The organism is Stenotrophomonas sp. ATs4 (assembly GCF_051861585.1).
GTDB lineage: Bacteria > Pseudomonadota > Gammaproteobacteria > Xanthomonadales > Xanthomonadaceae > Stenotrophomonas > Stenotrophomonas maltophilia_AS.
In genome coordinates this window covers 100558-122269 of record NZ_JBLYPK010000001.1, presented here as the reverse complement: position 1 = coordinate 122269, position 21712 = coordinate 100558, and the positions used below count along the sequence as shown (strand labels likewise).

Here is a 21712-nt window from a genome sequence, read left to right as displayed (position 1 = left end):
GGTTTACTCTCCGATCAGTTGGATGCGGCGGAAGGTGGTGCCATGGGCGCCGGCAAGCGCACCGATACCGGCGCTGGCCTGCATGCCCTGGGTGAAGGTGAAGTGCGAGCGCACCGGCTTGGTGCGCGTGATCTCGCCGATCACGTCGTCGACGAATTTGGCGGTGGCGGTCTCGCCGCCCTGGTTGGCGATGGTCATCACCGCTTCGAAGGTGTGCGGCGCGCCCGGTGGCTGCATCTCCCACCATTCGCGGATCAGGATCGAGCCACCGAAGGCGGCGACCACATCACGTACGCTGCCCCAGGTGCCCTTGCGTCGCTGGATCGCGATCGCGGCGCGCACGCGCGCACGCTTCACCGTCTCCGGCCAGTAGGCTTTCCATTCGTCGACGGACAACGCCCAGGCCAGCCATGGCAGCAACGCGGCTGGGCAGCGGTCCGCATCCCACAGCGCGGTGATGTCCACCGGCAGCGGGCGGGTCACCGCAGCGCGGGCCAGCGCCCGTTCGGCGTGGGTGGCATTGGGGGGCAGCAGGTTGGCGGCGGCCGGTACCCTGACCAACGCATCGCCGTCGATGATCGAACCGGGGGCGGGCAAGTAGTTCAGAGTGACCACGTTGTTGACCACGCTGTAGTCGATCCTCCCCATCTGTTGCGGCAGGGTATGGATATAGCTTGTCGCTACACGGCCTTCTTCGGCCTGCGCGCCCCAGACATGAACGAGGCTGTCGGGCTTCAGACCGCGATTCCCGGCGGCCAGTCGATCCAGCACGATGCTCATGCCCCGTGGCGCGTCATCCGCGGTCGCCGTGTAGGTGTAGCTGTAGCGCTTCCACTCGGTGCCCACCTGCAGGCGCGTCCTGCCTGGGCCGGTCGTGCGCATGCCGAAGTCGATGGCGCACGGTTCGGTTGCACGCAGCCAGACGCTGATGGTGCGCATGGCACCGTTGGGAAACGAGCTGCCGTCCTCGTCCACCAGGCCGGCGAAGTTCTGTTCCGGCCCCCCGGTCGCGTCGGAGACGGGGAAGGAGTACGCGTTGAGACTGCCATCTGGGGCCAGCGCACCTGGTATCAGGTTGGCCGGCTTGAGGTAGAAGCCTTTCCACCGGGGATGGTCGAAGTACGCCGAGAAGCGCTGCAGGTTGCGCCGCAGCGTATCCGACAGCTTCAGGCGTCCCTGCCAGTCAGTGCGGTACACCGCCTGCAGGGTGGCCAGCGAGCCACCGGGATGGCGGAACTGCAGGTTGTGCCCATCGATCGCGCCGCGCAGGCGTGCATTGACCAGGCGTGTGGTGGAATCACTCATCGTTGCCGCCATGGGTCAGGGTCACCGTACTGCAGTAAGTGGCCTGGGTCCGGTCCACCACCACGTCAGCCGACGGGCTGGCAATCTCCACGCGCTGCACGCCCTCGGCATGCAATGCGGCGAACAGGCCCGAGCGGGTGACATCGCGGCCGAGCCGATGCGACTCGGCGATGTAGCGATCCAGGCGCGCGCGTGCTTCGGCCAGCACCACCTGTGAATCCGGGCCGGCGAAGGTATAGAGCGTGGCAGTGACCGCGTACCTGACGATCGCCGCCGTGCGTACCAGCACGTGGTCCGTCAGCGGACGCACGTCGGCCGCGCTCAGCTTCGCTTCCACTGCATCGAGCAGCCCCTGGGTGGCGGTGCCATCGGCTTCACGCGAGAGCACCGAAACCACCACCTCCCCCGGCGACGGACTGGTCGCGCTGGCGTCGAGCACGCGCGGATCGGCGCTCAGCGCGTGGAAGATGTAGGCGCCTTCCGGCCCGGCTACGCTGAATCCTTCCGGTCCCAGCTGGATGCGCCGACGGAAATCCTCGTCGTTCTCGTAGCGCGGCGGGACGCCCTCCTGCGGCTTGCCAGGGTCCAGCATCTGGCGGCCGATGCCGAAGATCGCGGCCAGCTGATCCAGATCGCTGCCGACTGCGTAGGCCAGCATCACGCCGCGTGCGGCGTCGTTGACGCGCTGGCGGTCGAGCAGGCGCAGGTAGGTGCAGACCTCCAGGATCTTGAAGGCCGGGTCCGACGGCAGCAGCGCGTCGAAGGTGGGGTCGAGCGCCTGCAGTGCGGTCAACGATTCATCGAACAGCGTCTCGAAATCGAGCACTTCGATGACCGCCGGTGCAGGCAGTTGGGAGAGATTGACACTGGTGAACGAGCCGGATGCCACGGTTAGCGAACCTCGATTCCTTCGATGGTGATGGCCTCGCCGTCGGGCAGATGGATTCCGGTCACTGCCAGGATCATCACGCCGGGGGCGGGGAGGGAGACGTCGACGTTCTCGACGTGGAGCCGCGGTTCCCATCGCGCGAGTGCGTCGACGGTTGCCGCGATCAGGTCCATGCGCAGCGAGCGGTTGGTCGGCGCATCGATCAGTTCGAACACACGCGAGCCATACTCGCGACGCAGTACGCGGGAGCCCAGGGGCGTGGTGAGAACGTCACGCACGGATTGATGCAGATGGGCCAGCCCATCCAGTGGTTTGCCAGTGTTGGCGTCGATTCCTCGCATGGCCTCTATCGTCGTGGAGTGCGGGTTTTCAGGGCATTGCACGCGTGGCCGCTCAGGGCTGCGCGGGCGTGGTGGGTGCGGTTGGACCCTGTGCGGTGTGCATGTGTGACTTCAGGCCGATGACGCCGGCCTTGACGTCGCCCGGTGTGCTGATGTCCTTGCCCGCACTGATCGCACCGGTGACGTCCAGGTCGCCGGTCGCCTTGACCGACGGTGTGTCGAGCACGATCGATTCACTGGCGATCACCTGTGCACTTGCACAGTTGACGATCACCTTGCCGCTGCCGACATTGACGGTCAGTGTGGTGGTTTCCCGGTCGTACTCGACAAAGCTGCCGTCGGCGAACTCGGTGCGCTGCCGCAGGTGCGAATCGGCCGGCGCCGGGAAACGATCCTGGTACAGGCTGCCGAGCACGAGTGCCTGGCCCGGGTCGCCATAGGGGCATGCCAGTACCACCTGCTCACCGGGCTCAGGGGCGCACCAGCTGCGCACGCCGGGCCCGGCACGCCGTTCCAGCCAGTGAATCCAGTCGGTGAGCATCCCATCGGCATCAACGCGTACGCGGCCATTGGCCTCATCCAGCTCGCGCACGACGCCGATCATCAACAGGTTCCCGATCAGCCTGGCGTGTTCGGCGCTCATGGTGCTGCTCCCTCGATGGGCTGGTAGCGGGCCTGATGATCGCGACCGATCTCCGGTACGAAGCTGTAGAAGGCCTGCGGCACCACGCCGCCGGTGTCTTCCCAGCTGTTACTGCCGAGCGCGACCGGTAACGCCCACTCGACCACCCAGGTGCGAAGCCCGGGCTGTGCCGTTGCGGCATCCTCGGGCAGTGCGGCGATCACTTCGATCGCTCCACTGGGAGCGCCGGGGAATCGGCCGAGCTGGTGCAGCCAGGTCGCCAGGCCAACGGCGCTGTTACGCAGCTGCAGCGCTGTGCCTGCATTGGCGGTGGCCACGACGATTCGCGCTTCGAAGCGCAACATGGCCTGCAGCTGCCCACTGCCGTCGTCGTTGTCCTTGCCGCGATCACAGCGGGTCAGTGCCAGCAGGCAGGCCGGCGTGGCCAGTCCTTCAGCGCTTGCGTCGCGATAGAACTCGACGGTTGCGAAGCCTGGAAAGCGCGCGCGTATCGCGGCTTCGACAGCAGCATGCAGCACGTCGAGAGTGGAAGGTTGGGAGTCGGTCGCCATGTCAGCTCGTACGTTGAATGGGAGGGCGCGCGCGATCGAGGAAGACGCGCGCTGTCTGCATGTAGTGTTGCCATCACCTGGAGCGCGGGACATTGCAGGCGTGGCCGTGGTCCGGCTCAGTACCGGCCATACCCGCCGGTGCTGTCACCGGCGGTACATCCCGCTGGCTTCAGTGGTGGCGCGCCATTGAGGGTGAAGCCCTGCTGGCTGCCAAGGCTGCACAGCAGGGCGCGCAACTGGTCGGCCAGTTCGTGGTAGTACCGCGCCACGGCGACGTGGTTGCGCAGCAGCGCATCGTCGTCGGCGGCCTGCAGATCCGGCAGCGCCCGCGGCGCGCGCAGCTGTGCTGGTGCGATGTGCAGATCAATGTGGCAAGGAGCCGGCGTTGGCTTCGCGCCAGATGCGCATGAACTCAGCATCAGCATTGCCGCGATTGCGGCCAGGGGTCTTGGCATGGGTCTCGATATCCCGTTGCAGGGCGTTGAACTGCTGGCTGCGCGTGGCCTGTGCGGCGACGTGCTGTGATTCAGCCTGTGCACCGGCTCGTGCGTTGGCCTGGCCCTGCCGGTAGGCGGCCTGCGCGTTGTCGGCCCGTAGCGCCTGCTGTGCCGCCTGCGCCACCGCGACGGCGCGGTCGGCACTGCGGTCGCGCAGTGTCCAACCCAGCCAGGCGCAGGCCACATGGCTGGTGAACAGTGCAACCAGGGCAATGCGCAACTTCAGAGGGATCGGCATCAAGGCGGGCCCCCACCCGCGGCACGATAGGCCGCGCGCAACGTTTCCAGCGCGTGCTCCTTCTGCCCATATCCGGCGCCTGGAAGCGAGGCCCAGATGCGTCGTGCCGCGCTGACGGCGGCATCGAAGCGGCCGAGGCGGACCAGCTCATAGGCACCGCATTGCTTGAGCAGGGCCACTGCCGCGCGGTCCTGCGATACCGGGCCGAAGTCGGGCAGGCCGAGGCGTGCACGCAGGTCATCCCAGGTGCTGCGCAGGAACTGGTAGCGGCCGGCGGCACTGGACTTGATGCCGTAACGCGGCAGCGACACCAGTACGCGCGGATGGTCGCGGTAGTCGTTGAGCAGCTGGCCACCGACGATCACGTCGTAGCCGCGGTCACGCGAGCGCTGGCCTGGGATGTCGGTGCCTTCGGAAACGGCCAGCATGTCCAGGAACGCGGCGACGTTGGCGCCGCCGAGGGCGCTGGCTGCAGCGGCGGTCATGCCGCAGCTCCAGGTTGCTTGCGCACCAGGTCCAGCAGCGCAGCTATCTGCACGCTCTGCTGGGCGACCTGCGCGCGCAGGGCGCTGACTTCGCCGCGCAGCTGGCCTATCTCCTGGGCCATCGCTTCGCGTTCGTGCATCAGGTCATCGGCACGCGTGCGCTCGGCCGCCAGTTGCTCCTGCAGGGTGCGCAGGGTGTTGCTGGTGGCTTCGTCGGCGGTACGGTCGACCTTGGCTGACGACAGCCATTGCCGAAGCCACAGTGATACCGCGATCAATACGCCGGAGGTACCGCCCAGGTATTTGGCCCAGTCCGGCACGCTGGCCAGCAGGTCGCTCTCGTTCATGCGCGCGCGTACCCCTTGAGCAGGGCCGGGTGGACCGGTAGTGGCGACGCGGAACGGGCACCGCGCAGCGCGCGCTTGATGGTGGTCTGGGAGACGCCGAACTCGCGCGCGACATGCTCACGGGGCATGCCGCTGGCCACCGCGCGTGCGATCTGCTCGCGGCGCTCATGTGCACTGGCCGCGAAGCACGATGCCAGGAACAGCAGCTCGCCACCGAAGTGCGCAACCAGTCGCTGGGCGACCTCATGGCCAAGGATGTCGATCAGCCGGTGCTGGTCCGGCAGGCTGGAGGGTACGTAGACGATGACGCGATGGCGTCCGGTGGTGCTGGAGGTGGTCGGCGGCCACGCACGCACCAGCGTGAGGGCTGCGGATTCGCCGATGACCTCGGCCAGGGTCTGGATGCTGTCGGGCAAGGCGTTCATGGGAAGGCTGTTCAGTGGCATGGATATCCACTGTTGCCATCCCGTGACTTTGGTCAACACCTTTCATCCACTTTCGTTCTGGCGTGCTGAAGGCGTTCAGAGCCGTAGGCGAGGTCCAGTGAGGGCCTCCAGGAGCACATATGTGAAGCGCTGTACCCGGTTGACCGGCTGCTTCTGGGTTTCAGCCGTTCTTGTAGTGCTCCTTGTCCTCACCGGAAGGAAACAACGGCAGGGCAAGGGAATACGGCAGGTACAGGGTGAGGATGGCCCGAGCGTACCCATCCTCATGCGGCGCGCAGGCCCTGAAACGAAGAAGCCCCGGACGATGCCGGGGCTTCAGGACTGCAGGTCAGGCTGGATCAAAGATCGAACACCAGGTTGCCGCCGGTCTTGCGCGGTATGTAGCCGGCATCGCGCAGCCAGCGCGCGGCGTTGACCTGGTCCATGCGCTTGACCGGGAAGCGGTTGGCGAACATCAGGAAGCGCGCAACGGTGATCGACTCGCCCTTGCCCTTGAGAGCGGCCAGGGTTTCGGTGAACCACGGTGCAGGCGGCTGCTGGCTGCCAGGGCGGGCGGTTGTGCGCGGCTGCTGGGCATTGCCGGTCCCCGTCTGGGCATTGGCCAGCGAGCACAGTGCAATGAAGATCGCATCCAGGCTCACGATGTCCTTGCCACCCTTGGGCTGCGACTTGAACAATTCGATGGCCTGTTGGCGCGTCGACGTGAACTGTTCGACCTCCATGACATTTCCTCTTTTCAAAAGCGGTTGGGGATGCAGGGTGACGGCAGGTGCCGTCGGTGATGGGGGACGACCATACCTCATTTTCGTCGATGATGGGCCGGAACCTGCGGTTGGGTCAGGGGAAGAGACAGGGCAGTGCGGCCCTGCTCCAGGCTCAGATCGCGCCGCGCGACAGCAGCTGGTTCAGCGTCCTGCGTACCAGATCGGCCTGGCTGCCGTCGTTGCTCACCTCGATGTCGACCAGTTCATCGGGCAGTGGCTGCTCGCTGTCGTGGGTGTCATGGCCGCCATGGCCCGGGCGGCTGACGCGGATCACGACACCACCGCGGCGACGGATCGCGCGGGCTTCATTGGTGAAGCGGACGTCGGGCACCAGTCCTCCCGCAGGCAGGCGCGCGAACAGCGAGCGTACCCACAGCTCGGGATGGACGCGGTCGCGGCCCCATTCGGTACCCGCGGTCTGCATCAGGTGGCGAGGAGTGAGTTCGGCCAGCCAGTCGATGGTGTCCTCCTTGCGGCTGTCCAGTTCACGCAGGGAGAGCCCGAGGATGGACGCGACGAACTGCCGCAGCGGTGCGGCGAAGCTGTCGCAGGGCAGTGCCAGTGCCGACGCCAGCCCGTTGGCGAGGGTGTCCTTGCCCGCACGCTTGGCGCCGGCGATGCCGATGTAGAGCGGCGGGCCCGCCTGCGGGCGTGCGCGAAGCGCAGTGCTGGCCAGGGCAGGCCCGGCACGGAACGCGGCCAGCGTGTCGGCGATCATGCGATGGCCGCTGTCGAGGGAAGCGGGAATCATGGGGAATCTACTCCTGGAAGGGCGTGGTCGCTGCCGGTGGATCAGGAATCACGTGCGGCGGTGCTGCGGGCGCGCAGGATGCGCTGGGTGATGCGGCCACCGCGCGCTGCCGCCGCAATCGGGTCGAAGCACAACATGGCGGAGCGGGTGCGACGGCCGGCGGCCAGATGGTCGCGGATGGTGCGCTCGGACAGGATGGGAACGCGTAGATGGATCTGCTGCACAGTCAGCTGTTCGCCTTCGAAGGCATGCAGTCGGGCGCGAGGCATGGCGTGTGCTCCTGGAAGGTGGCGTAGCCGGTGCACGCATCTTGATCTTGGGGACGCAACTAGTCAACACCTTTCATCTACTTACATCCTTGCGTGTATTGTCTGGAGGGTGGGTAGACCACAACTGCAGCGCCAACGCTGCGAGGCGGTCGCGCTCGGCATGGCCCCGGATCGCCTGCACACGTTCGAGATACTGCTGTCGGTGCCGGCGCGGACTGACCGTCCTCCAGCGCCCACAGGCATCCATGCAGCGGTAGCCGCCAAGCAGCAGCAGGCGGCGTGCCTCGCAGGCCAGTCGCCAGTCGGCGCTGTCGATGCCGAGCTCGCGACCGTCGCGCACAGGTGGCATCAGAACGGACCCGCCGCGTGCTCGCCGAGGGTGAGCTTGCGCACTGGCATCAGCCACACCTTGGCGCGCTCCTTGCCCACCACCCTGGTACACACGCCATGACGCTTGACCACGTAGGCGGCGGCCTCGTTGACCTCGCGGCGGTTCGGCCTGTCGATCCCCACCGCGATGACGATCTCGGTCGCACGGTACTGTGCGCTCCAGTGTTCGGCGGGAACGGACCAGTCGAAGTGGCGGTCGATCAGCTCGGCGATCGGCGAGATCGGTTCATGCTCGCTGTTGGTGGCATTCAACGTATCCAGCTCCTCACTGGACAAGTGCCAGGTCTCACCGCTGCGGTACAGCGCGTGAGCTTCGGCCCATACCTGCTGCATGTCGATCCGCGCCGGTTCGCCCAATGCCACGGCGTGTACGGTCCACCAGCGGGTGTTGCCGGTGGCATCGCGCAGGAAGCGCTCATCGTTGACACTGGCGAACAGGATGGTGCGCCGCGCATAGCGCGATTCCGTACGCGCATAGGGGCGGCGGATCTCGTCATGGCTGCGCGAAATGAATGACTTCAACGCAGCAATGTCGGTGCGGCGGAAGGTGGCGTCGACCTCGCCGAGTTCGACGATCCACTTGGAGATGACCTGCTTGACGCTGTCCTTGTTGGCCGGATCAAGCACCACGCCGTCGGCGATCAGCTGCAGCTCGGCGGGTGCCAGCTGCCGTGCCCAGCGGGTCTTGCCCAGGTTCTGTTTCGACACGAAGGTCAGCACGCCACGCGCCACTAGGCCGTCCGGTTCGAACGCTGCGGCCACACCCGAGATCAGCCAGCGTCGCATCAACACCTCTTTCAGGATGCGGCCATCAGTCATGCAGGTGGGGCGGGCCTCCTGCACGGTATCGAAGAAGTCCTGCAGGCGTGGCTGGCCATCCCATGGCCGCGAGGTGATCCAGCTGGCGACCGGGTTGTAGGGGTTGGCCTCGGCCACCTGGCACAGGTTGGTCTCGAAACTGGCCGTGGCCATGCCAGCGCGATGCATGCAGTCCATCACCTCGCCGGCGGCCACTTCCTTGGCATTGTCCACCGTGCTCTGCAGGCCCGGAACCAGGACCTCCAGGTCCTTGCGGATGACGTTGTAGCGCACGGTCACCCCGGTGCGCCGGCACAGTTCGGCCAGGTTGCGCGCGGTCGGCAGCGGCCGGCCACGCGCGCTGCTGTCCGGGAACGGAGTGAACGTATCGAACGCGGAAAGATTGCCGGGCACCAGGTAGTGCGTGGCGCGCACTGGCGGAGGGTCATCGTCACCCGGGGCGTCCTCCGGTGCCGTCGCTGGCGCGGGTAACAGCTGGGCGCGCAGCACCTCCAGGCCTTCGCGCAGATGCAGGTCGTTGAAATCGGTGGGACGGTCATCATCGCCATGTACAACGGCGAACTCCGGCCAAACCACGCGCGCGTCGATCTCCGCCGCAGCGTGGGTAGCCTGGGTGACACCGGGGTTGTCCAGCGGCTGCCGGGTCCATTGGTCGTTGTCTGCACAGAGTACGAAGCTGGCATCGGGCACGGCGTTGCGCCAGGCATGGGCTACCGGTGCCAGGTTGCCGGCGTCCCAGGCGACCACCACGCACCAGCCGGTGGCCTGGTGGATCGACTCCGCAGTGGCATAGCCCTCGGCGATGGCGATGGGCTGGTGTGGCTGCGGCTTGCCGATGACGTGAAAGCAGCCCTGCTTGCGGCCGCCCGCCAGGAAGTCCTTGTCGCGGGCCAGAGCCGGGTCCACGCGTGGAAAGATTGCCTGCAGCGAGACGATCCGGCCCGCTGTGTTCATCACCGGCACCAGCAACGCGTTGTCGATGTGACGGAACACCAGGCCATCGCTGTTGCGTATCGGCCACGCCGCCACGCGCAGGCCGTGTGCATGGATGCCCTTGCGCACGAGGTAGGGATGGCTGCCATCGGCGGGCACGGCGCGGTTCCACAGAATGTTGGCAGCCTTGGCCGCTGCGTGCTCGCGCTCGCGCTGCTGCTGTTCGCGTTCGGCACGGGCCCGTTCCTGGCGCTGGCGGATAGCACGCTGCTCGGCGGTGCTCAGTGTGGTGGGTGACTTCGCGCACCACGCATGGCGGGTTCCGGTACGCCAGCTGCCGAACTCACCGGCTGGAACGTTGTCACCGAACAGCACGGCCCAGCCATTGCGGGAACCGCGGCGGTCGCCCTCCACATGGAAGCGCACAAGCGTGCCGTCGGGATTGAGTGCATCGCGACCGCGCGCGTCCGGCACGATGCCGTGCGCGTGCATGGCCTGCAGGAACGCGGGAACGACGTCCTGTGATGGGTGCGTTGTGTGCATTCGGCGGGGTCCCCCTGAAACATGTTTCGGTTCACAGCGACCGATGGCGGCCAGGGTGCTGTGCGTTGCCTGCCGTGCGCAGGCCATGCGGTGGCCGCCCGACGCGAAGTGGTCAGTAAGTGATTGGAGGTGTTGAGGCCGTCATGGTGTCGGAACGCAATTCTTTTTGCAACACCTTTCAGTACCTTTTGTCCCTTGCTGGCACGGTGTGGGAAAGCTCGCCTGGGACATGCGATGACGATCGCAGATCGCATGCATCCGCGTGTTCCGTCGCAGTTGGCGAGAACCGGTTTTCCGATGATGGCGTGGCCGTTCCGGACGGCCGTTTTTCGACTCAATCGCCCGGCCTGGGCGCCCATGCACAAGGAGCCTGCATGCCTGAAATCGACCCCACTGAAGCACGCCCATCCGATGAAACGGGCGCGGCATGCCTTGCTGCCGCAGCGTTCTCATTCGGTGCGACCACCCCTCGATAAAATACGACTGGCATGACGGACACCATCGACGAAGCGCAGGAACTGGAAGCGCGCCACCTGCAACGCGCACTGGCCCAGCACGCAATGCGGGCCAGCAGCGTTGCCCCTCTCACACCCATTGGGGAATGCCACAACCCGGACTGCAGCGAAGACTTCAACAACGATCCGGCCAGGTTGTTCTGTGGGCCTGCCTGTGCCGAGCGTTTCGAAGCCATCCATCAACACCGCAACGCATAGGAACAGGGGACATGTCTCTGAACAGCAACGACGCTGGCTTCACCGAACGCATCGCCGGATTGTCGGCCGAGCTCGCCCTGCTGGTGAGCCTGGTGGAGAACCACATCCATCTGCAGTTGGCCGATCTGGCCGATGCGGGGGACGTGGATGCACAGGAGCGATTCGCGGTGGCCGACCCGGAGCGCTGGTTGGAGAACGCCCGCAACAGCCTGCAGGCGGGTGTCATGTTCCTGGAACGCGCGGTGCAGCAGCCCGCACGGTTCTAGCGGCGCGGTGCGGGGACGGAAGGGGCCGGTGCGGTCGCCTTCCGTCCCCCCCGGGGGATACCCAATGCGCGGCGCATCCGAGACTGCGTCATAACGTCGCACTGCCTGCAGGGCAACCCTGAACGTGGTCCAAGGTTGGCCATGGCCCCGTAGAATGGCGGCGTGCGTCGTTCTGTCCTCCACCGCCGGTTCCAGGCCCTGGCATGGCTTGCCATGCTGCTGGTGCTGCTCGCCCCGTTGGTGAGCAGCTGGCTGGCGCATGGCCACGTTGCCGCTGCCGCACCGGTGGCAGCCATGGGCCACGCGATGCATGCGGAACATGCGCAGCACGCGATGGAAGGGCACCACGACCATCACGCGATGGCGATGCAGCACGGCGAATCGACGCCGAAGCCGGCTGCCGATCCACACGCCGACCATGAGATGGGCGTGGACTGCGATTACTGCCTGATCGCCGCGCGGCTGATCACCCTGTTGGTGGCGGCATTGCTGCTGTTGGCGCCGATGGCGCCGGTATGCCGCGCGTTGCGCGGTGCGGTGCAGGCGTTGCCGCAGCGGATCAGCGGCACATTGGGCGCGCGTGGGCCGCCGGCCCTGATGGCCGTCTGAGCCCTGCGCGTACGCCTTTGGATTGATTTTCGCGAGCTGCCAGGCATGGCCTGGCACTACGGCGTGCGCATTCTACGAACTCCTTGAGCTGCCCTGCCATTGCGGGGTGGCCTTGCATGCCGTGAACAAATGAAAACGAACCCCAACTCCGCGCGCCTGCACCGGGCGGCGCTGCCTGTCCTGTGCGCGTTGGTGCTGCACACCGCCCCCGTACTTGCCGCCGACGGGGCACCACCGACCACGCTGGATACCGTGCGCGTGGTTGATACCCGCAACGGTGAACTGTCTTCCACCGCCAGTGCCGGCTCTGCATTGGGCCTGAGCGTGCTGCAGACGCCGGCCAGCCTGACGGTGATCTCGCGCGAGCAGCTGGAACAGCGCGGCGACAGCAACCTCAGCGATGCGATCGGTCGCGCCGGTGCGATCAGTGCCATGCCGCACCCGGGCAATGGTCTGAGTGCGCTGTCCAGCCGTGGCTTCACCGATGGCGCCTCGGTGATGCGCCTGTACGACGGGCTGCGCCAGTACGGTGGCGTGGGCATCACCTTCCCTTTTGATACCTGGTCGATCGAGCGCATCGAAGTACTGCGTGGGCCGGCTTCAGTGATCCATGGCGACGGTGCGATTGGCGGCGTGATCAACATCGTGCCGAAGAAGCCCTCGCGTGGCGCCATCGAGAACGAGATCAGCGTAACCGTGGGCAGCGAGGACACCGCGCGCCTGGGCTTCGGCAGTGGCGGTGCGTTGACCCCGGACCTGGCCTATCGGCTGGATGTGAGTGGCAACTACAGCGGTGGCTGGGTTGATCGTGGGCGCAACAGCGACGCGACTTTTTCCGGTGCGTTGCTGTGGCAGCTGCGCCCGGACCTGCAGCTGACCCTCACCCATGCGCAGGGCTACCAGAAGCCGATGCGCTACTTCGGCACGCCGTTGGTCGAGGGTCGCCAGCTGGAGGCGTTGCGCCACCGCAACTACAACGTGGACGACAGCGAGATCCGCTACCGCGACCGCTGGACCCAGCTTGATGCGCTGTGGACACCGAACGCGAACGTGGAATGGCGCACGCGCCTCTACCAGATCGACAGCCAGCGCGATTGGCGCAATGCCGAGGCCTATGTCTACAACCGCGCTACCGGCTTGATCGATCGCTCGGGCAATACCGAGATCACCCACAACCAGGACCAGACCGGACTGACCTCGACGCTGCGTGTGCAGGGCAATGTGGGCGGATGGGCGAACAACTTCGCGGTGGGCCTGGACGCCAACCGCGCGCACTTCAAGCACACCAACAACACCTATGCCGGCAGCTCGGGCCCGGTCGATCCGTTCGATCCGGTGCCAGGCCAGTTCGCCAGCGATGCGCCCAACCTGCCGCGCTACCGTAACCGTGCCGAGCAGTACGCGTTGTTCGTGGAAGATCGTCTGGCGTTGAGCGAACGCTGGTCGGTACTGGGTGGGCTGCGTCACGACCGCGCGCGCATCGATCGCACCGATCTGATCAGCGGCCAGAACGCGTTCTCGAAGACCTATAGCAGCACCGGCTGGCGTGCAGGCACGGTGTTCGCGCTGCAGCCGACGCTCAGCCTCTATGCGCAGTATTCGCAGGCGGCGGACCCGGTCAGTGGCCTGCTGATGATCAGCCCCGCCAATGGAGCGTTCGATCTGGCCAAGGGGCGGCAGATCGAGGTGGGCCTGAAGCAGGCCTTCGATGGTGGCGAGTGGACGCTGGCGGCGTATCGCATCCGCAAGACCGGGCTGCTCAGCCGCGATCCGCTGGTCCCGGATCGCCGGGTGCAGGTGGGCGCGCAGACCTCGCGTGGCATTGAGGCGTCCTTGAACTGGAACTTCGCGCCGCACTGGTCGCTGGATGCCAATGCCACGGTGCTGAAGGCCGAGTTCGAGGACTTCCTGGAAACCACCGGTTCGCCGGCGGTGCTGGTGTCGCGTGATGGCAACGTGCCACCGAACGTGGCCGAGCGCCTGGCCAATGCATGGTTGAGCTGGCAGTTCCTGCCCGACTGGAGCGCAGCGGCGGGCATCCGCTATGTCGGCAAGCGTTACGCCGACAATGCCAACACACTGGAATTGCCCGGCTACAGCACCACTGACGTTGCGCTGACCTGGCAGGCGGCACCGCGCACGCGGCTGTCCGCGCGGCTGTTCAACGTGTTCGACAAGGCGTACTACGCCACCGCGTACTACACCAGCACGCAGTGGCTGCTGGGTGCAGACCGCCGCGTCGAATTCACCGTCGATCATCGCTTCTGAGGACGCCGGCCATGACGCTGCGATCCACCGCCAAGCGCTGGACCTATCTGGTGCATCGCTGGCTGGGCATCGGTGGGTGCCTGCTGATGCTGCTGTGGTTCGTCAGCGGCATGGTGATGCTGTTCATCGGTTACCCGAAGTTGACGCCGGGTGAGCGGCTGGCGGCGTTGCCGGTGCTGGGGGATGCGCGCCACTGGCAGGGGCTGTCGGCATTGCCGGCCGCCGTGCAGAACGAGCCGGAGGCCGTGGCACTGACGACGCTGCGTGGCGAGCCGGCGTATGTGGTGCGAAGTGGCAGCAACGTGGGCGCCTGGTCGGCGTACACCGGCCAGGCCCTGCTGCCGGTGTCGGCACAGCGCGCCGAAGCATCCGCTGCGCAGTTCGCCGGCGGTCAGGCGTTCGTCGGCGCGATGCGTGTGGACGAAGATCGCTGGACGCATTCGCGTGCGCTGGATGCGCATCGGCCGCTGTACCGGGTGGAGGTGGGCGGCGCGCAGCCGGGTGATCTCTATGTGTCCTCGCGTACCGGCGAAGTGGTGCTGGACGCACCGCATGTGCAGCAGCGCTGGAACTATGTGGGTGCCTGGCTGCACTGGCTGTACTTCCTGCGCATGCAGTCGGTGGACCCGGTGTGGACGTGGGTGGTGATCGTGCTGTCCGCGCTGTGCACGCTGGCGGCGATCAGCGGCATCGTGGTGGGGGTGTGGCGCTGGCGTTTCCGTGGGCACTATCGTTCCGGTGCGAAGACGCCGTACGTCGAGCCGTGGATGCGCTGGCACCATCTGATCGGATTGTGTGCTGCGGCCTTCGTGTTCACCTGGATCTTCAGCGGCCTGATGTCGATGAACCCGCTGCAGGTATTCAGCACTACGGCAGGTGCAGTGGATGCCGCGCGCTATCGCGGCGGGGCTGTGTCGCTCGATACCGCCGTCGCGCAGCCGCAGGATCTGCTGCGTGCAGCGGCGAAGCAGGGCTTCGCGCCGGTGGAGATCCAGTGGCGTCGCATCGGCGGCGAATTGTTCGCGGTGCTGCTGGACGGGCAGGGCGGTACGCGCATCGTTTCGCAGGCAGAGGGGCGGCTGCAGGTCGCCCAGACCCTGTCGACCGCGTGGCTGCAGCAGCACGCGCAGGCGATGGCGGCGGCACCGTTGCTTGGGTTCTCGATCCTGCGCACGCCCGACGCGTATTTCTACCCGCGCGCCCCCGAGGCGATGAACGGTGCGGCGGTGCGACGCTTCCCCGTAGCGGTGGCCGATTTCGGCGACGAGCACGCCACGCGCGTCTACTTCGATCTGGCCACCGGCGATCCGTTGCTGACCATGGGGCATCGCGAGCGGGTGGGGCGCTGGCTGTTCTATTTCCTGCACAGCTGGGACCTGCCTGCGATGCTGCGTCATGACACCACCCGGCTAGGTATATTGCTGCTGCTGAGTGTTGCGGGTACTGCATTGTGTGCGACGGCCACGGTGATCGGCTATCGGCGTTTGCGGATGAAGCTGCGGCGTGGGCGGCGCTGATGCCCTGGACTACACCCGCAACCAGCGCGTGGACACTGCAACCAGCAACAATGCCGTGGCCACGCCGATGAACGCGGCGATCAGGCCGAAGTGGTTGGCAGCAAAACCGATCAGCGCCGGTCCGGCAAGGATGCCGGCAAAGCCCAGCGTGGAAACGGCGGTGATTGCCAGGGCCCCGGGCATGCGGGTCTGGTGGCCGGCCAGCGAGAACAGCGCGGGCGCGATGTTGGCGCAACCGAGGCCGACCAGCACATAGCCGATCAGCGACGCCTGCCACGGCGTGACCAGAGTCAGCACCAGCACCCCGGCAGCGGCGAGCAGAGCACCGAACACGATCGCGCGCTGGCGACCCACGCGTGCCACCAGTGCATCGCCGAACAGTCGTGCGACCGTCATGGTCAGGGTGAAGGTCACATAGCCGATACCGGCGAGGCTGGCGTCGACGCGACGCACATCGCTGAGAAACACCGCGCTCCAGTCCAGCATCGCACCTTCGCCGAGAAAGGCGACGAAGGCCAGCACACCGATGAACAGCACAATGCCATGCGGCAGGGCCAGCATCGGCGTGTCATGTGGCATGCGCTCGCTATGCCAGTACGATGCCGACAACAGCATCACCAGCAGCATGGCGCCCACGCCGATCAGCACCGATGTCAGTGGCGACAGCTGTGCGGACAGCAGCACGGTCATGGTGGCCGCGCCGAGGAAACCGCCGATGCTGAAGAAGGCATGGAAACCGGACATCATCACGCGCCGCGCTTCGCGCTCGACGATGACGGCCTGTACGTTCATCGTGCAGTCCATCGCGCCCACGGCGGCACCAAACACGAACAGCACCAACCCCAGCGCCCAGGACGAACCGGCCAGGGCCAGGCCGGGCACAGTCAGGCAGATCAGCAGGCTGCTGGCCACCATCACCCGGCGGCAACCGAGGCGCGCGGCCAGCACGCCGGACAACGGCATCGCCAGCAGCGAACCGGCACCGAGGCAGAGCAGCACCAACCCCAGCGTGGCGTCGTTGATCTCGGTGCGTGCCTTTGCGAACGGCACCAGGGTGGCCCACAGCGCGGTGGCGAAGCCGGGAATGAAGAATGCAGCGCGGGTCGCGTGCTGTTCGGCACGCGCGCGGTTGGCAAGGGACATGAGCGGTACGGTCAGGGGGGAGTGGGGTGCACTGCGATACCGGCGGCGCGGAAGCGTGCTGCCAGGGCGGGCGGTGCGGTGGTGGTCAGCACCAGGTCGTCAATCTCGTCCAGGCTGGCGATCTGCCAGTTGCCACGGGCACCGAGCTTTTCAGTGGTGGCGGCGACGATGACGCGGCTGCTGCAGGCCACCATCGCGCGCTTCAGCGTGGCTTCTTCCGCATCCATCGCCCACACGCCGGTGTCGCCGTCCACCGCGCAAGGGCCGGGCAGGTACACATCGGCACGCAGGCGCTGCACTTGGGCCAGCGCTTCAGCGCCGACGGCACCGCCACCGCTGGCCAGGCGGCCGCCGATCAGCTGCACCGAGGTACCTTCAAGCAGGCTGGCGGCGGTGGCGATCTGCGGGGCATTGGTGATCACCGTCAAGCCGAGGGCGGTCGGCAACTGCTGGGCGATCGCCAGGTTGGTCGAGCCGGCATCGAGCAGTACGACCTGGCCGGGTTGCAGCAGCGCGCAGACGCGGGCGGCCAGCTCGGCCTTGTCGCCGCGGTCGCGGGTGAGCCGCTCGCGCAGCGGCCGTTCCTTTGGCGGCGGCAGCACGGCGCCCCCGTAGACACGCTGGCACAGCCCCTGTGCGGCCAGTTCGCGCAGGTCGCGGCGGATCGAATCTTCAGAGACGGCATAGCGGCGCGCCAGTTCGGCGGCGACCACGCGGCCCTGCTGGCGCAGTTCCTCGAGGATCTGCCGGGTGCGCTGGGCGGGGAGGGGGCTGGGATCGGAGCTCATGATGCAAGTCTGCATGTTCGTGCATCAACGTGCAACAACGTGCATTGGGTGAAAGCGGGCACAGGACGGCTGGACTGCTGGTGAACCCGCCCGCGACCGGGTCTATGGATCACCCTCGCGGCCCGGCATCATGGCAGGGCACCTGGCATGGAATCCCTGATGTCCCCCACCGTTCACCGCAAGCTGCGCATCGGCGCGGACCAGTACACCGGCCAGAAAGTGGTCGATCAGCAGTTCCACGAGTGCGATTTCTCCGGCGCGGACCTGACCGCCACCGAGTTCATCAACTGCAGCTTCTACGATGCGGACAGCCGCGCCGGCTGCCGCTTCAACGGCGCCACGCTGAAGGAAGCCAGCTTCCGCAGCTGCGACATCAGCATGTGCCACTTCAACTTCATCAAGGCGTTGGGCCTGGAGATCAGCGAGTGCCGCGCGCAGGGCGCGGATTTCAGCAACGCCAGCTTCATGAACCAGATCACCACGCGCAGCTGGTTCTGCAGCGCCTTCATCAAGAAGTCGAACCTGCGCTATGCCAATTTCTCGCGGGTGACGTTGGAGAAGTGCGAGCTATGGGAAAACCGTTGGGATGGCGCGAATGTGAGCGGCGCCAGCTTCGCCGGCTCGGACCTGTCCGGCGGCCAGTTCGAGGGCATCGACTGGAACAGCGCCAACTTCACCGACTGCGATCTGACCAACTCCGAGTTGGGCGAGCTGGACCTGCGCAGCACCAACCTGCGTGGCGCCACGCTGGATGTGCAGCAGGTGGCGCAGTTGATGCAGCGCATCGGCATCACCGTGGTGCCGTAGGCATCACCCGGCGTACGCCACCCAGCCCTTGAAGCTGAAGCCGGCATAGAACAGTTCCATGCCGTCGAAACCGGCCTCCTGCAGCAGTGCGACCTCCTGCTCGGGCGCCAGCAGCGGCAATCGTTCGGCAATGGCTTCGATCGCGCGCTGCGCATCGGCGCGGGCAACCCCCGAGGCTTCGGCGAACGCTGCGTAGCGCTGCAACCAGCGCAGCTTGCCGACCGGATCCTGCGGCACGCTGTGGTGCGCCACTACCAGCGGCGCGCCGGGCTGCAGGCGCCGGTGCAGTTCGCGCAGTGTGTGCAGGCGCTGCCCGGCATCGAGAAAGTGCAGGGTCAGCAGGCAGCTGGCGCCATCGAAGCGCAGGTCGGGGGCATCATCGATGTACCCCTCCAGCAGCTCCACGCGCGCCATCAGCGGACCCAGTGTCTGTTCGGCCAGGGCCAGCATCGGTGCAGCCGGGTCCACGCCCAGCAACTGCCAGCCCGGTTGTGCTTCAGCGAAGGCCTTCAGTTCCAACCCGCCACCGGCACCCAGCACCAGCACGCGACCCTGCGCAGGGACTCGTTCGGCCAGCAGCAGCCTGCTCATCTGCTGCAGGGCGAGGAAGCCCGGCACCTGGCGCAGCGGCGCTTCGGCATAGCGGGCCACTGCCTGCGGGTCGGAGAACGTGGACATGCGCGGATTCCTGCGGCGGGGGACATACCACTGTAGCGCGACGCGCAAGGGGCATCGTGCGCCGGCGCCGCGTTTCCCAGGGTGCGCGCCTGTCTGGAACTGCAGGACACTGCGAATGGAACATCGCCCACCGCCAATGCCCTCGACCGGGGCCTTCGGACTTGCGTTGTCGTTGCCGGCGGAAACCTACATGAGTGACGACTGACAGACGACGCTGACCGGCCGCTGGTCAGCTCGGCGTAGTTCCCGCGCCAGTACCTGCCAGATCCGCGGGTCCTGGCACTGCGAGACGTTGAAGCGCAGATAGTCGGCCGCGCGCTGCGACTGGCTGAAGGCATTGCCCGGGGCCAGTACGATGCCTTCGCGCAGGCATTGCCGCGCCAGTGCGGCGGCATCGCGACCATCGGGCAGCTGGCACCACAGGAACAGGCCGGCTTCCGGTTGCAGCCAGGGTGTGATGCCCAGTGGCTGCAGCTGCCGCAGCGCATGCTTGCGGGCATCGGCCAGCCGCGTGCGCACCGATTGCATGTGGCGACGGTAGCCGCTGTCGGTCAGCGCGATGTGCATCAACTGCATCGCCAGGTGACCGCCACCGAAACTGGTGGCCAGCTTCAGATCGGTCAATGCCTCGATCCAGTCGTGGCGTGCAGCGATGTAGCCGCAGCGCGAGGCCGCCGACAGCGTCTTGGAGAAGCTGCCGACGTGGATCACCCGTGACAGTCCATCAAGCGCGGCCAGCCGTGGCGCGGGGCGCAGCTCGAAATCGGCGAAGATGTCGTCCTCGACGATGATCAGCTCACTGCGTTCGGCCATGCCAAGCAGACGATGGGCGGTGCTGGCCGAAAGTACTGCGCCGGTCGGGTTGTGCAGGCCGGAGTTGGTGATGTACAGCCGTGGCGAATGGTCCTGCAATGCGCGTTCGAACGCTTCAAGGTCCGTGCCGTTGTGCGTGTACGGCACGCCCACCGCCTGCACCTGGTGTGCCTTCAGCAGTGCGTGGTAGTTGAAGTAGCTGGGATCGTCGACCAGCACGCAGTCGCCCGGCTTGAGCAGGAAACGACAGATCAGCTCGACCGCATGCGTGCCCGATTCAGTCAGCAGGATCTGTTCCATCGGCGCATCGATGCCTACTGCGGCTGAGCGCCGCTGCAGCAACTGGCGCAGCGCTGGCAGACCGAGCGGACCGGCGTAGTCGACCAGGTGCGATGCATTGGCGCGCGCCAGCTGGCGCAGGCCGCGGCGCATGCCGTCGTGGTACAGCCAGTCGCTGGGCATCCAGCCGCAACCAGGCTTGAGGTGCCCTGGCGGCGTTTCCAGCGACTGCCGCGACACCCACAACGGGTCCACCGCGCGGTCCGGCCGTGGATCCATCTCGGCCAGCGCCAGCGGCGCGGCCGGTCCGCTGACGTAGAAACCGGAACCCGCACGCGCGCTGATCACGCCTTCAGCGGCCAGGCGTTCATAGGCCTCAACCACCGTGGAGACGGAAACCCCCATGGCGGTGGCCTGTGCACGGACCGAGGGCAGGCGTGAGCCGGGGCCATCGATGCGCGCGCTGATGCGGGTACGCACCGCCTGGATGACCGAATCGATGCGGGTGAGGGGGCGGGCCATGGCAGGACTGTAGTGGAAGTGTGGGCAGTACAGTTTCTTGCGACTGTACTGGATTGTAGCTGGGGCCGTGCGGTCGCGGATGCTTCCATGGAGATCCCGCCGGGCGCCGCCCGGCACGACAGGAGTGCAGGTGTGGAACGGTCGGCGAGTGGTTGGGTCAATGGCTTCATCGGCGTGGTGATTTTCGCGGGCTCGTTGCCCGCCACCCGTCTGGCGGTGCTGGAGCTGGATGCCGGATTCGTCACTGCTGCGCGAGCCACCATCGCCGCTGTGCTTGGCGTCAGCTTGTTGCTGCTGCTGCGCCAGCCGCGTCCGCAGCGCAGCGACCTCGCGGGCTTGGCCGTGGTCAGCCTCGGCGTGGTGGTTGGCTTTCCATTGCTGACCGCACTGGCCCTTCGCCACGCATCGTCGGCACACACCATCGTGTTCCTCGGCCTGCTGCCGCTGAGCACCGCGGTATTCGGTGTACTGCGCGGTGGCGAGCGGCCACGCCCCGCTTTCTGGTTGTTCTCGCTGCTGGGCAGTGCCTGCGTGGTCGGCTACGCGGCACGCAATGGCATCGAAGCGTCGCTGCAGGCCGATCTGCTGATGCTGGCGGCGATTGTGGTGTGCGGGCTCGGCTATGCCGAAGGCGGGCGACTGGCACGTCACCTTGGCGGTTGGCAGGTGATCAGCTGGGCGCTGCTGCTTGCGCTGCCGGTGATGTTGCCGCTGGCGGTGCTGATGCGCCCCGCGTCGTTCGCGGCGGTCGGTGCCTCCGCATGGTGGGGACTGGGTTATGTGGCGGTGTTCAGCATGCTGCTCGGCTTCCTGTTCTGGTATCGCGGCCTGGCCCAGGGCGGCATTGCCGCCGTCGGCCAGCTGCAACTGCTGCAGCCCTTCTTCGGCCTTGCGCTGGCCGCGCTGCTGCTGCATGAGTCGGTCAGCCTCAGCATGGTGCTGGTGACCGTGGTCGCAGTGATCTGCGTGGCGGGCGCACGCCGCTTCAGCCGCTGAGCGAAAAAGGGGACGGAGGGGATTAAGTCGTTTCAGGCACGGTAGGGCGAGTTACGACTTAATCCCCTCCGTCCCCTTTTCCGGTGATAGCCGGGGCGTATC

General features: G+C 66.7%; 26 protein-coding genes. 7 read left to right on the top strand and 19 right to left on the bottom strand.

Annotated elements, in window-relative coordinates; translation table 11 throughout:
- Positions 1 to 3: 3 nt before the first annotated feature.
- The 15 genes from ABR323_RS00640 to ABR323_RS00570 all read right to left on the bottom strand — a co-directional run bounded on the left by ABR323_RS00640 (position 4) and on the right by ABR323_RS00570 (position 10211).
- Positions 4 to 1305, bottom strand: a complete 1302-nt coding sequence (locus tag ABR323_RS00640; protein ID WP_439447863.1) for a phage tail protein I — start codon at positions 1303 to 1305, stop codon at positions 4 to 6.
- Positions 1298 to 2194 (bottom strand): baseplate assembly protein, encoded by an 897-nt coding sequence (locus ABR323_RS00635; RefSeq protein ID WP_439447862.1) that lies wholly within the window; start codon positions 2192 to 2194, stop codon positions 1298 to 1300. Before ABR323_RS00635 ends, ABR323_RS00640 begins: the two co-directional genes overlap by 8 nt.
- Before the next feature lie 2 nt (positions 2195 to 2196).
- Entirely contained in the window at positions 2197 to 2535 is a 339-nt protein-coding gene (locus ABR323_RS00630) for a GPW/gp25 family protein (protein WP_046982780.1), read from the bottom strand.
- A 52-nt stretch (positions 2536 to 2587) separates the two neighbouring features.
- Positions 2588 to 3178 (bottom strand): phage baseplate assembly protein V, encoded by a 591-nt coding sequence (locus ABR323_RS00625; protein WP_439447861.1) that lies wholly within the window; start codon positions 3176 to 3178, stop codon positions 2588 to 2590.
- The gene (locus ABR323_RS00620; protein ID WP_439447860.1) at positions 3175 to 3729 is read right to left on the bottom strand and encodes a hypothetical protein; all 555 of its coding nucleotides are present in this window, start codon (positions 3727 to 3729) and stop codon (positions 3175 to 3177) included. Before ABR323_RS00620 ends, ABR323_RS00625 begins: the two co-directional genes overlap by 4 nt.
- Positions 3730 to 3845: 116 nt before the next feature.
- Positions 3846 to 4148 carry a hypothetical protein gene (locus ABR323_RS00615; RefSeq protein WP_439447859.1) on the bottom strand — a complete coding sequence of 101 codons (303 nt, stop codon included), beginning with the start codon at positions 4146 to 4148 and terminating at the stop codon, positions 3846 to 3848.
- The gene (locus tag ABR323_RS00610; protein WP_439447858.1) at positions 4093 to 4464 is read right to left on the bottom strand and encodes a hypothetical protein; all 372 of its coding nucleotides are present in this window, start codon (positions 4462 to 4464) and stop codon (positions 4093 to 4095) included. The genes ABR323_RS00615 and ABR323_RS00610 overlap by 56 nt, the downstream gene beginning before the upstream one ends.
- Positions 4464 to 4949: a glycoside hydrolase family 24 protein gene (locus ABR323_RS00605; RefSeq protein ID WP_439447857.1), complete on the bottom strand. Its 486-nt coding sequence runs from the start codon at positions 4947 to 4949 to the stop codon at positions 4464 to 4466. The genes ABR323_RS00610 and ABR323_RS00605 overlap by 1 nt, the downstream gene beginning before the upstream one ends.
- A complete protein-coding gene (locus tag ABR323_RS00600; RefSeq protein ID WP_439447856.1) occupies positions 4946 to 5296 on the bottom strand; it encodes a hypothetical protein in 351 nt (116 codons plus the stop codon). The genes ABR323_RS00605 and ABR323_RS00600 overlap by 4 nt, the downstream gene beginning before the upstream one ends.
- Positions 5293 to 5721, bottom strand: a complete 429-nt coding sequence (locus tag ABR323_RS00595) for a Mor transcription activator family protein (protein WP_439447855.1) — start codon at positions 5719 to 5721, stop codon at positions 5293 to 5295. Before ABR323_RS00595 ends, ABR323_RS00600 begins: the two co-directional genes overlap by 4 nt.
- Before the next feature lie 359 nt (positions 5722 to 6080).
- The gene (locus ABR323_RS00590; protein ID WP_439447854.1) at positions 6081 to 6464 is read right to left on the bottom strand and encodes a hypothetical protein; all 384 of its coding nucleotides are present in this window, start codon (positions 6462 to 6464) and stop codon (positions 6081 to 6083) included.
- Positions 6465 to 6618: 154 nt separating this feature from the next.
- Complete coding sequence (locus ABR323_RS00585) at positions 6619 to 7257, bottom strand: hypothetical protein (protein ID WP_439447853.1); 639 nt, start codon at positions 7255 to 7257, stop codon at positions 6619 to 6621.
- 41 nt (positions 7258 to 7298) lie between these two features.
- Positions 7299 to 7526 (bottom strand): hypothetical protein, encoded by a 228-nt coding sequence (locus ABR323_RS00580; RefSeq protein ID WP_439447852.1) that lies wholly within the window; start codon positions 7524 to 7526, stop codon positions 7299 to 7301.
- Positions 7527 to 7599: 73 nt separating this feature from the next.
- Positions 7600 to 7875, bottom strand: coding sequence for a DUF7696 family protein (locus ABR323_RS00575; RefSeq protein ID WP_439447851.1), 276 nt, complete (start codon positions 7873 to 7875; stop codon positions 7600 to 7602).
- Positions 7875 to 10211 carry a VapE domain-containing protein gene (locus tag ABR323_RS00570; RefSeq protein ID WP_439447850.1) on the bottom strand — a complete coding sequence of 779 codons (2337 nt, stop codon included), beginning with the start codon at positions 10209 to 10211 and terminating at the stop codon, positions 7875 to 7877. The genes ABR323_RS00575 and ABR323_RS00570 overlap by 1 nt, the downstream gene beginning before the upstream one ends.
- A gap of 488 nt (positions 10212 to 10699) precedes the next feature.
- Between ABR323_RS00570 and ABR323_RS00565 the strand changes: the two genes are divergently transcribed.
- The 5 genes from ABR323_RS00565 (at position 10700) to ABR323_RS00545 (ending at position 15584) form a co-directional block, all read left to right on the top strand.
- The gene (locus ABR323_RS00565; protein WP_439447849.1) at positions 10700 to 10924 is read left to right on the top strand and encodes a hypothetical protein; all 225 of its coding nucleotides are present in this window, start codon (positions 10700 to 10702) and stop codon (positions 10922 to 10924) included.
- A gap of 11 nt (positions 10925 to 10935) precedes the next feature.
- Positions 10936 to 11190 carry a hypothetical protein gene (locus ABR323_RS00560; protein ID WP_135272555.1) on the top strand — a complete coding sequence of 85 codons (255 nt, stop codon included), beginning with the start codon at positions 10936 to 10938 and terminating at the stop codon, positions 11188 to 11190.
- A 213-nt stretch (positions 11191 to 11403) separates the two neighbouring features.
- Positions 11404 to 11799, top strand: coding sequence for a DUF2946 family protein (locus ABR323_RS00555; protein ID WP_439448163.1), 396 nt, complete (start codon positions 11404 to 11406; stop codon positions 11797 to 11799).
- A 129-nt stretch (positions 11800 to 11928) separates the two neighbouring features.
- Positions 11929 to 14067: a TonB-dependent receptor gene (locus tag ABR323_RS00550; protein ID WP_439447848.1), complete on the top strand. Its 2139-nt coding sequence runs from the start codon at positions 11929 to 11931 to the stop codon at positions 14065 to 14067.
- Between the two features lie 11 nt (positions 14068 to 14078).
- A complete protein-coding gene (locus ABR323_RS00545; RefSeq protein ID WP_439447847.1) occupies positions 14079 to 15584 on the top strand; it encodes a PepSY domain-containing protein in 1506 nt (501 codons plus the stop codon).
- Positions 15585 to 15593: 9 nt separating this feature from the next.
- Here the strand turns inward: ABR323_RS00545 and ABR323_RS00540 are convergent, their stop codons facing one another.
- Together ABR323_RS00540 and ABR323_RS00535 are read right to left on the bottom strand one after the other, a co-directional pair.
- Positions 15594 to 16727: an MFS transporter gene (locus tag ABR323_RS00540; protein WP_439447846.1), complete on the bottom strand. Its 1134-nt coding sequence runs from the start codon at positions 16725 to 16727 to the stop codon at positions 15594 to 15596.
- An 11-nt stretch (positions 16728 to 16738) separates the two neighbouring features.
- On the bottom strand, positions 16739 to 17515 hold the full coding sequence (locus ABR323_RS00535) for a DeoR/GlpR family DNA-binding transcription regulator (RefSeq protein WP_439447845.1): 777 nt from the start codon (positions 17513 to 17515) through the stop codon (positions 16739 to 16741).
- Between the two features lie 159 nt (positions 17516 to 17674).
- On the opposite strand from ABR323_RS00535, the gene smqnr reads away from it, so the two are divergent.
- Positions 17675 to 18322 carry a SmQnr family pentapeptide repeat protein gene (gene smqnr / locus ABR323_RS00530; protein ID WP_439447844.1) on the top strand — a complete coding sequence of 216 codons (648 nt, stop codon included), beginning with the start codon at positions 17675 to 17677 and terminating at the stop codon, positions 18320 to 18322.
- A gap of 3 nt (positions 18323 to 18325) precedes the next feature.
- Here the strand turns inward: smqnr and ABR323_RS00525 are convergent, their stop codons facing one another.
- Together ABR323_RS00525 and ABR323_RS00520 are read right to left on the bottom strand one after the other, a co-directional pair.
- On the bottom strand, positions 18326 to 19000 hold the full coding sequence (locus tag ABR323_RS00525; RefSeq protein ID WP_439447843.1) for a methyltransferase domain-containing protein: 675 nt from the start codon (positions 18998 to 19000) through the stop codon (positions 18326 to 18328).
- Between the two features lie 186 nt (positions 19001 to 19186).
- Complete coding sequence (locus ABR323_RS00520) at positions 19187 to 20614, bottom strand: PLP-dependent aminotransferase family protein (RefSeq protein WP_439447842.1); 1428 nt, start codon at positions 20612 to 20614, stop codon at positions 19187 to 19189.
- Between the two features lie 132 nt (positions 20615 to 20746).
- On the opposite strand from ABR323_RS00520, the gene ABR323_RS00515 reads away from it, so the two are divergent.
- On the top strand, positions 20747 to 21610 hold the full coding sequence (locus ABR323_RS00515; RefSeq protein ID WP_439448162.1) for a DMT family transporter: 864 nt from the start codon (positions 20747 to 20749) through the stop codon (positions 21608 to 21610).
- The last annotated feature ends 102 nt before the right edge of the window (positions 21611 to 21712 follow it).

Bases quoted from the DNA above. Each gene is read 5' to 3' on its own strand.
- ABR323_RS00575 (WP_439447851.1), bottom strand. From the start codon at position 7,875: ATGCCACCTGTGCGCGACGGTCGCGAGCTCGGCATCGACAGCGCCGAC.
- ABR323_RS00625 (WP_439447861.1), bottom strand. From the start codon at position 3,178: ATGAGCGCCGAACACGCCAGGCTGATCGGGAACCTGTTGATGATCGGC.
- ABR323_RS00555 (WP_439448163.1), top strand. From the start codon at position 11,404: ATGCTGCTGGTGCTGCTCGCCCCGTTGGTGAGCAGCTGGCTGGCGCAT.
- ABR323_RS00595 (WP_439447855.1), bottom strand. From the start codon at position 5,721: ATGAACGCCTTGCCCGACAGCATCCAGACCCTGGCCGAGGTCATCGGC.
- ABR323_RS00640 (WP_439447863.1), bottom strand. From the start codon at position 1,305: ATGAGTGATTCCACCACACGCCTGGTCAATGCACGCCTGCGCGGCGCG.
- ABR323_RS00545 (WP_439447847.1), top strand. From the start codon at position 14,079: ATGACGCTGCGATCCACCGCCAAGCGCTGGACCTATCTGGTGCATCGC.
- ABR323_RS00565 (WP_439447849.1), top strand. From the start codon at position 10,700: ATGACGGACACCATCGACGAAGCGCAGGAACTGGAAGCGCGCCACCTG.
- ABR323_RS00580 (WP_439447852.1), bottom strand. From the start codon at position 7,526: ATGCCTCGCGCCCGACTGCATGCCTTCGAAGGCGAACAGCTGACTGTG.
- ABR323_RS00605 (WP_439447857.1), bottom strand. From the start codon at position 4,949: ATGACCGCCGCTGCAGCCAGCGCCCTCGGCGGCGCCAACGTCGCCGCG.
- smqnr (WP_439447844.1), top strand. From the start codon at position 17,675: ATGTCCCCCACCGTTCACCGCAAGCTGCGCATCGGCGCGGACCAGTAC.
- ABR323_RS00590 (WP_439447854.1), bottom strand. From the start codon at position 6,464: ATGGAGGTCGAACAGTTCACGTCGACGCGCCAACAGGCCATCGAATTG.
- ABR323_RS00520 (WP_439447842.1), bottom strand. From the start codon at position 20,614: ATGGCCCGCCCCCTCACCCGCATCGATTCGGTCATCCAGGCGGTGCGT.
- ABR323_RS00560 (WP_135272555.1), top strand. From the start codon at position 10,936: ATGTCTCTGAACAGCAACGACGCTGGCTTCACCGAACGCATCGCCGGA.
- ABR323_RS00585 (WP_439447853.1), bottom strand. From the start codon at position 7,257: ATGATTCCCGCTTCCCTCGACAGCGGCCATCGCATGATCGCCGACACG.
- ABR323_RS00610 (WP_439447858.1), bottom strand. From the start codon at position 4,464: ATGCCGATCCCTCTGAAGTTGCGCATTGCCCTGGTTGCACTGTTCACC.
- ABR323_RS00540 (WP_439447846.1), bottom strand. From the start codon at position 16,727: ATGTCCCTTGCCAACCGCGCGCGTGCCGAACAGCACGCGACCCGCGCT.
- ABR323_RS00570 (WP_439447850.1), bottom strand. From the start codon at position 10,211: ATGCACACAACGCACCCATCACAGGACGTCGTTCCCGCGTTCCTGCAG.
- ABR323_RS00550 (WP_439447848.1), top strand. From the start codon at position 11,929: ATGAAAACGAACCCCAACTCCGCGCGCCTGCACCGGGCGGCGCTGCCT.
- ABR323_RS00535 (WP_439447845.1), bottom strand. From the start codon at position 17,515: ATGAGCTCCGATCCCAGCCCCCTCCCCGCCCAGCGCACCCGGCAGATC.
- ABR323_RS00630 (WP_046982780.1), bottom strand. From the start codon at position 2,535: ATGCGAGGAATCGACGCCAACACTGGCAAACCACTGGATGGGCTGGCC.
- ABR323_RS00525 (WP_439447843.1), bottom strand. From the start codon at position 19,000: ATGTCCACGTTCTCCGACCCGCAGGCAGTGGCCCGCTATGCCGAAGCG.
- ABR323_RS00615 (WP_439447859.1), bottom strand. From the start codon at position 4,148: ATGCTGAGTTCATGCGCATCTGGCGCGAAGCCAACGCCGGCTCCTTGC.
- ABR323_RS00620 (WP_439447860.1), bottom strand. From the start codon at position 3,729: ATGGCGACCGACTCCCAACCTTCCACTCTCGACGTGCTGCATGCTGCT.
- ABR323_RS00600 (WP_439447856.1), bottom strand. From the start codon at position 5,296: ATGAACGAGAGCGACCTGCTGGCCAGCGTGCCGGACTGGGCCAAATAC.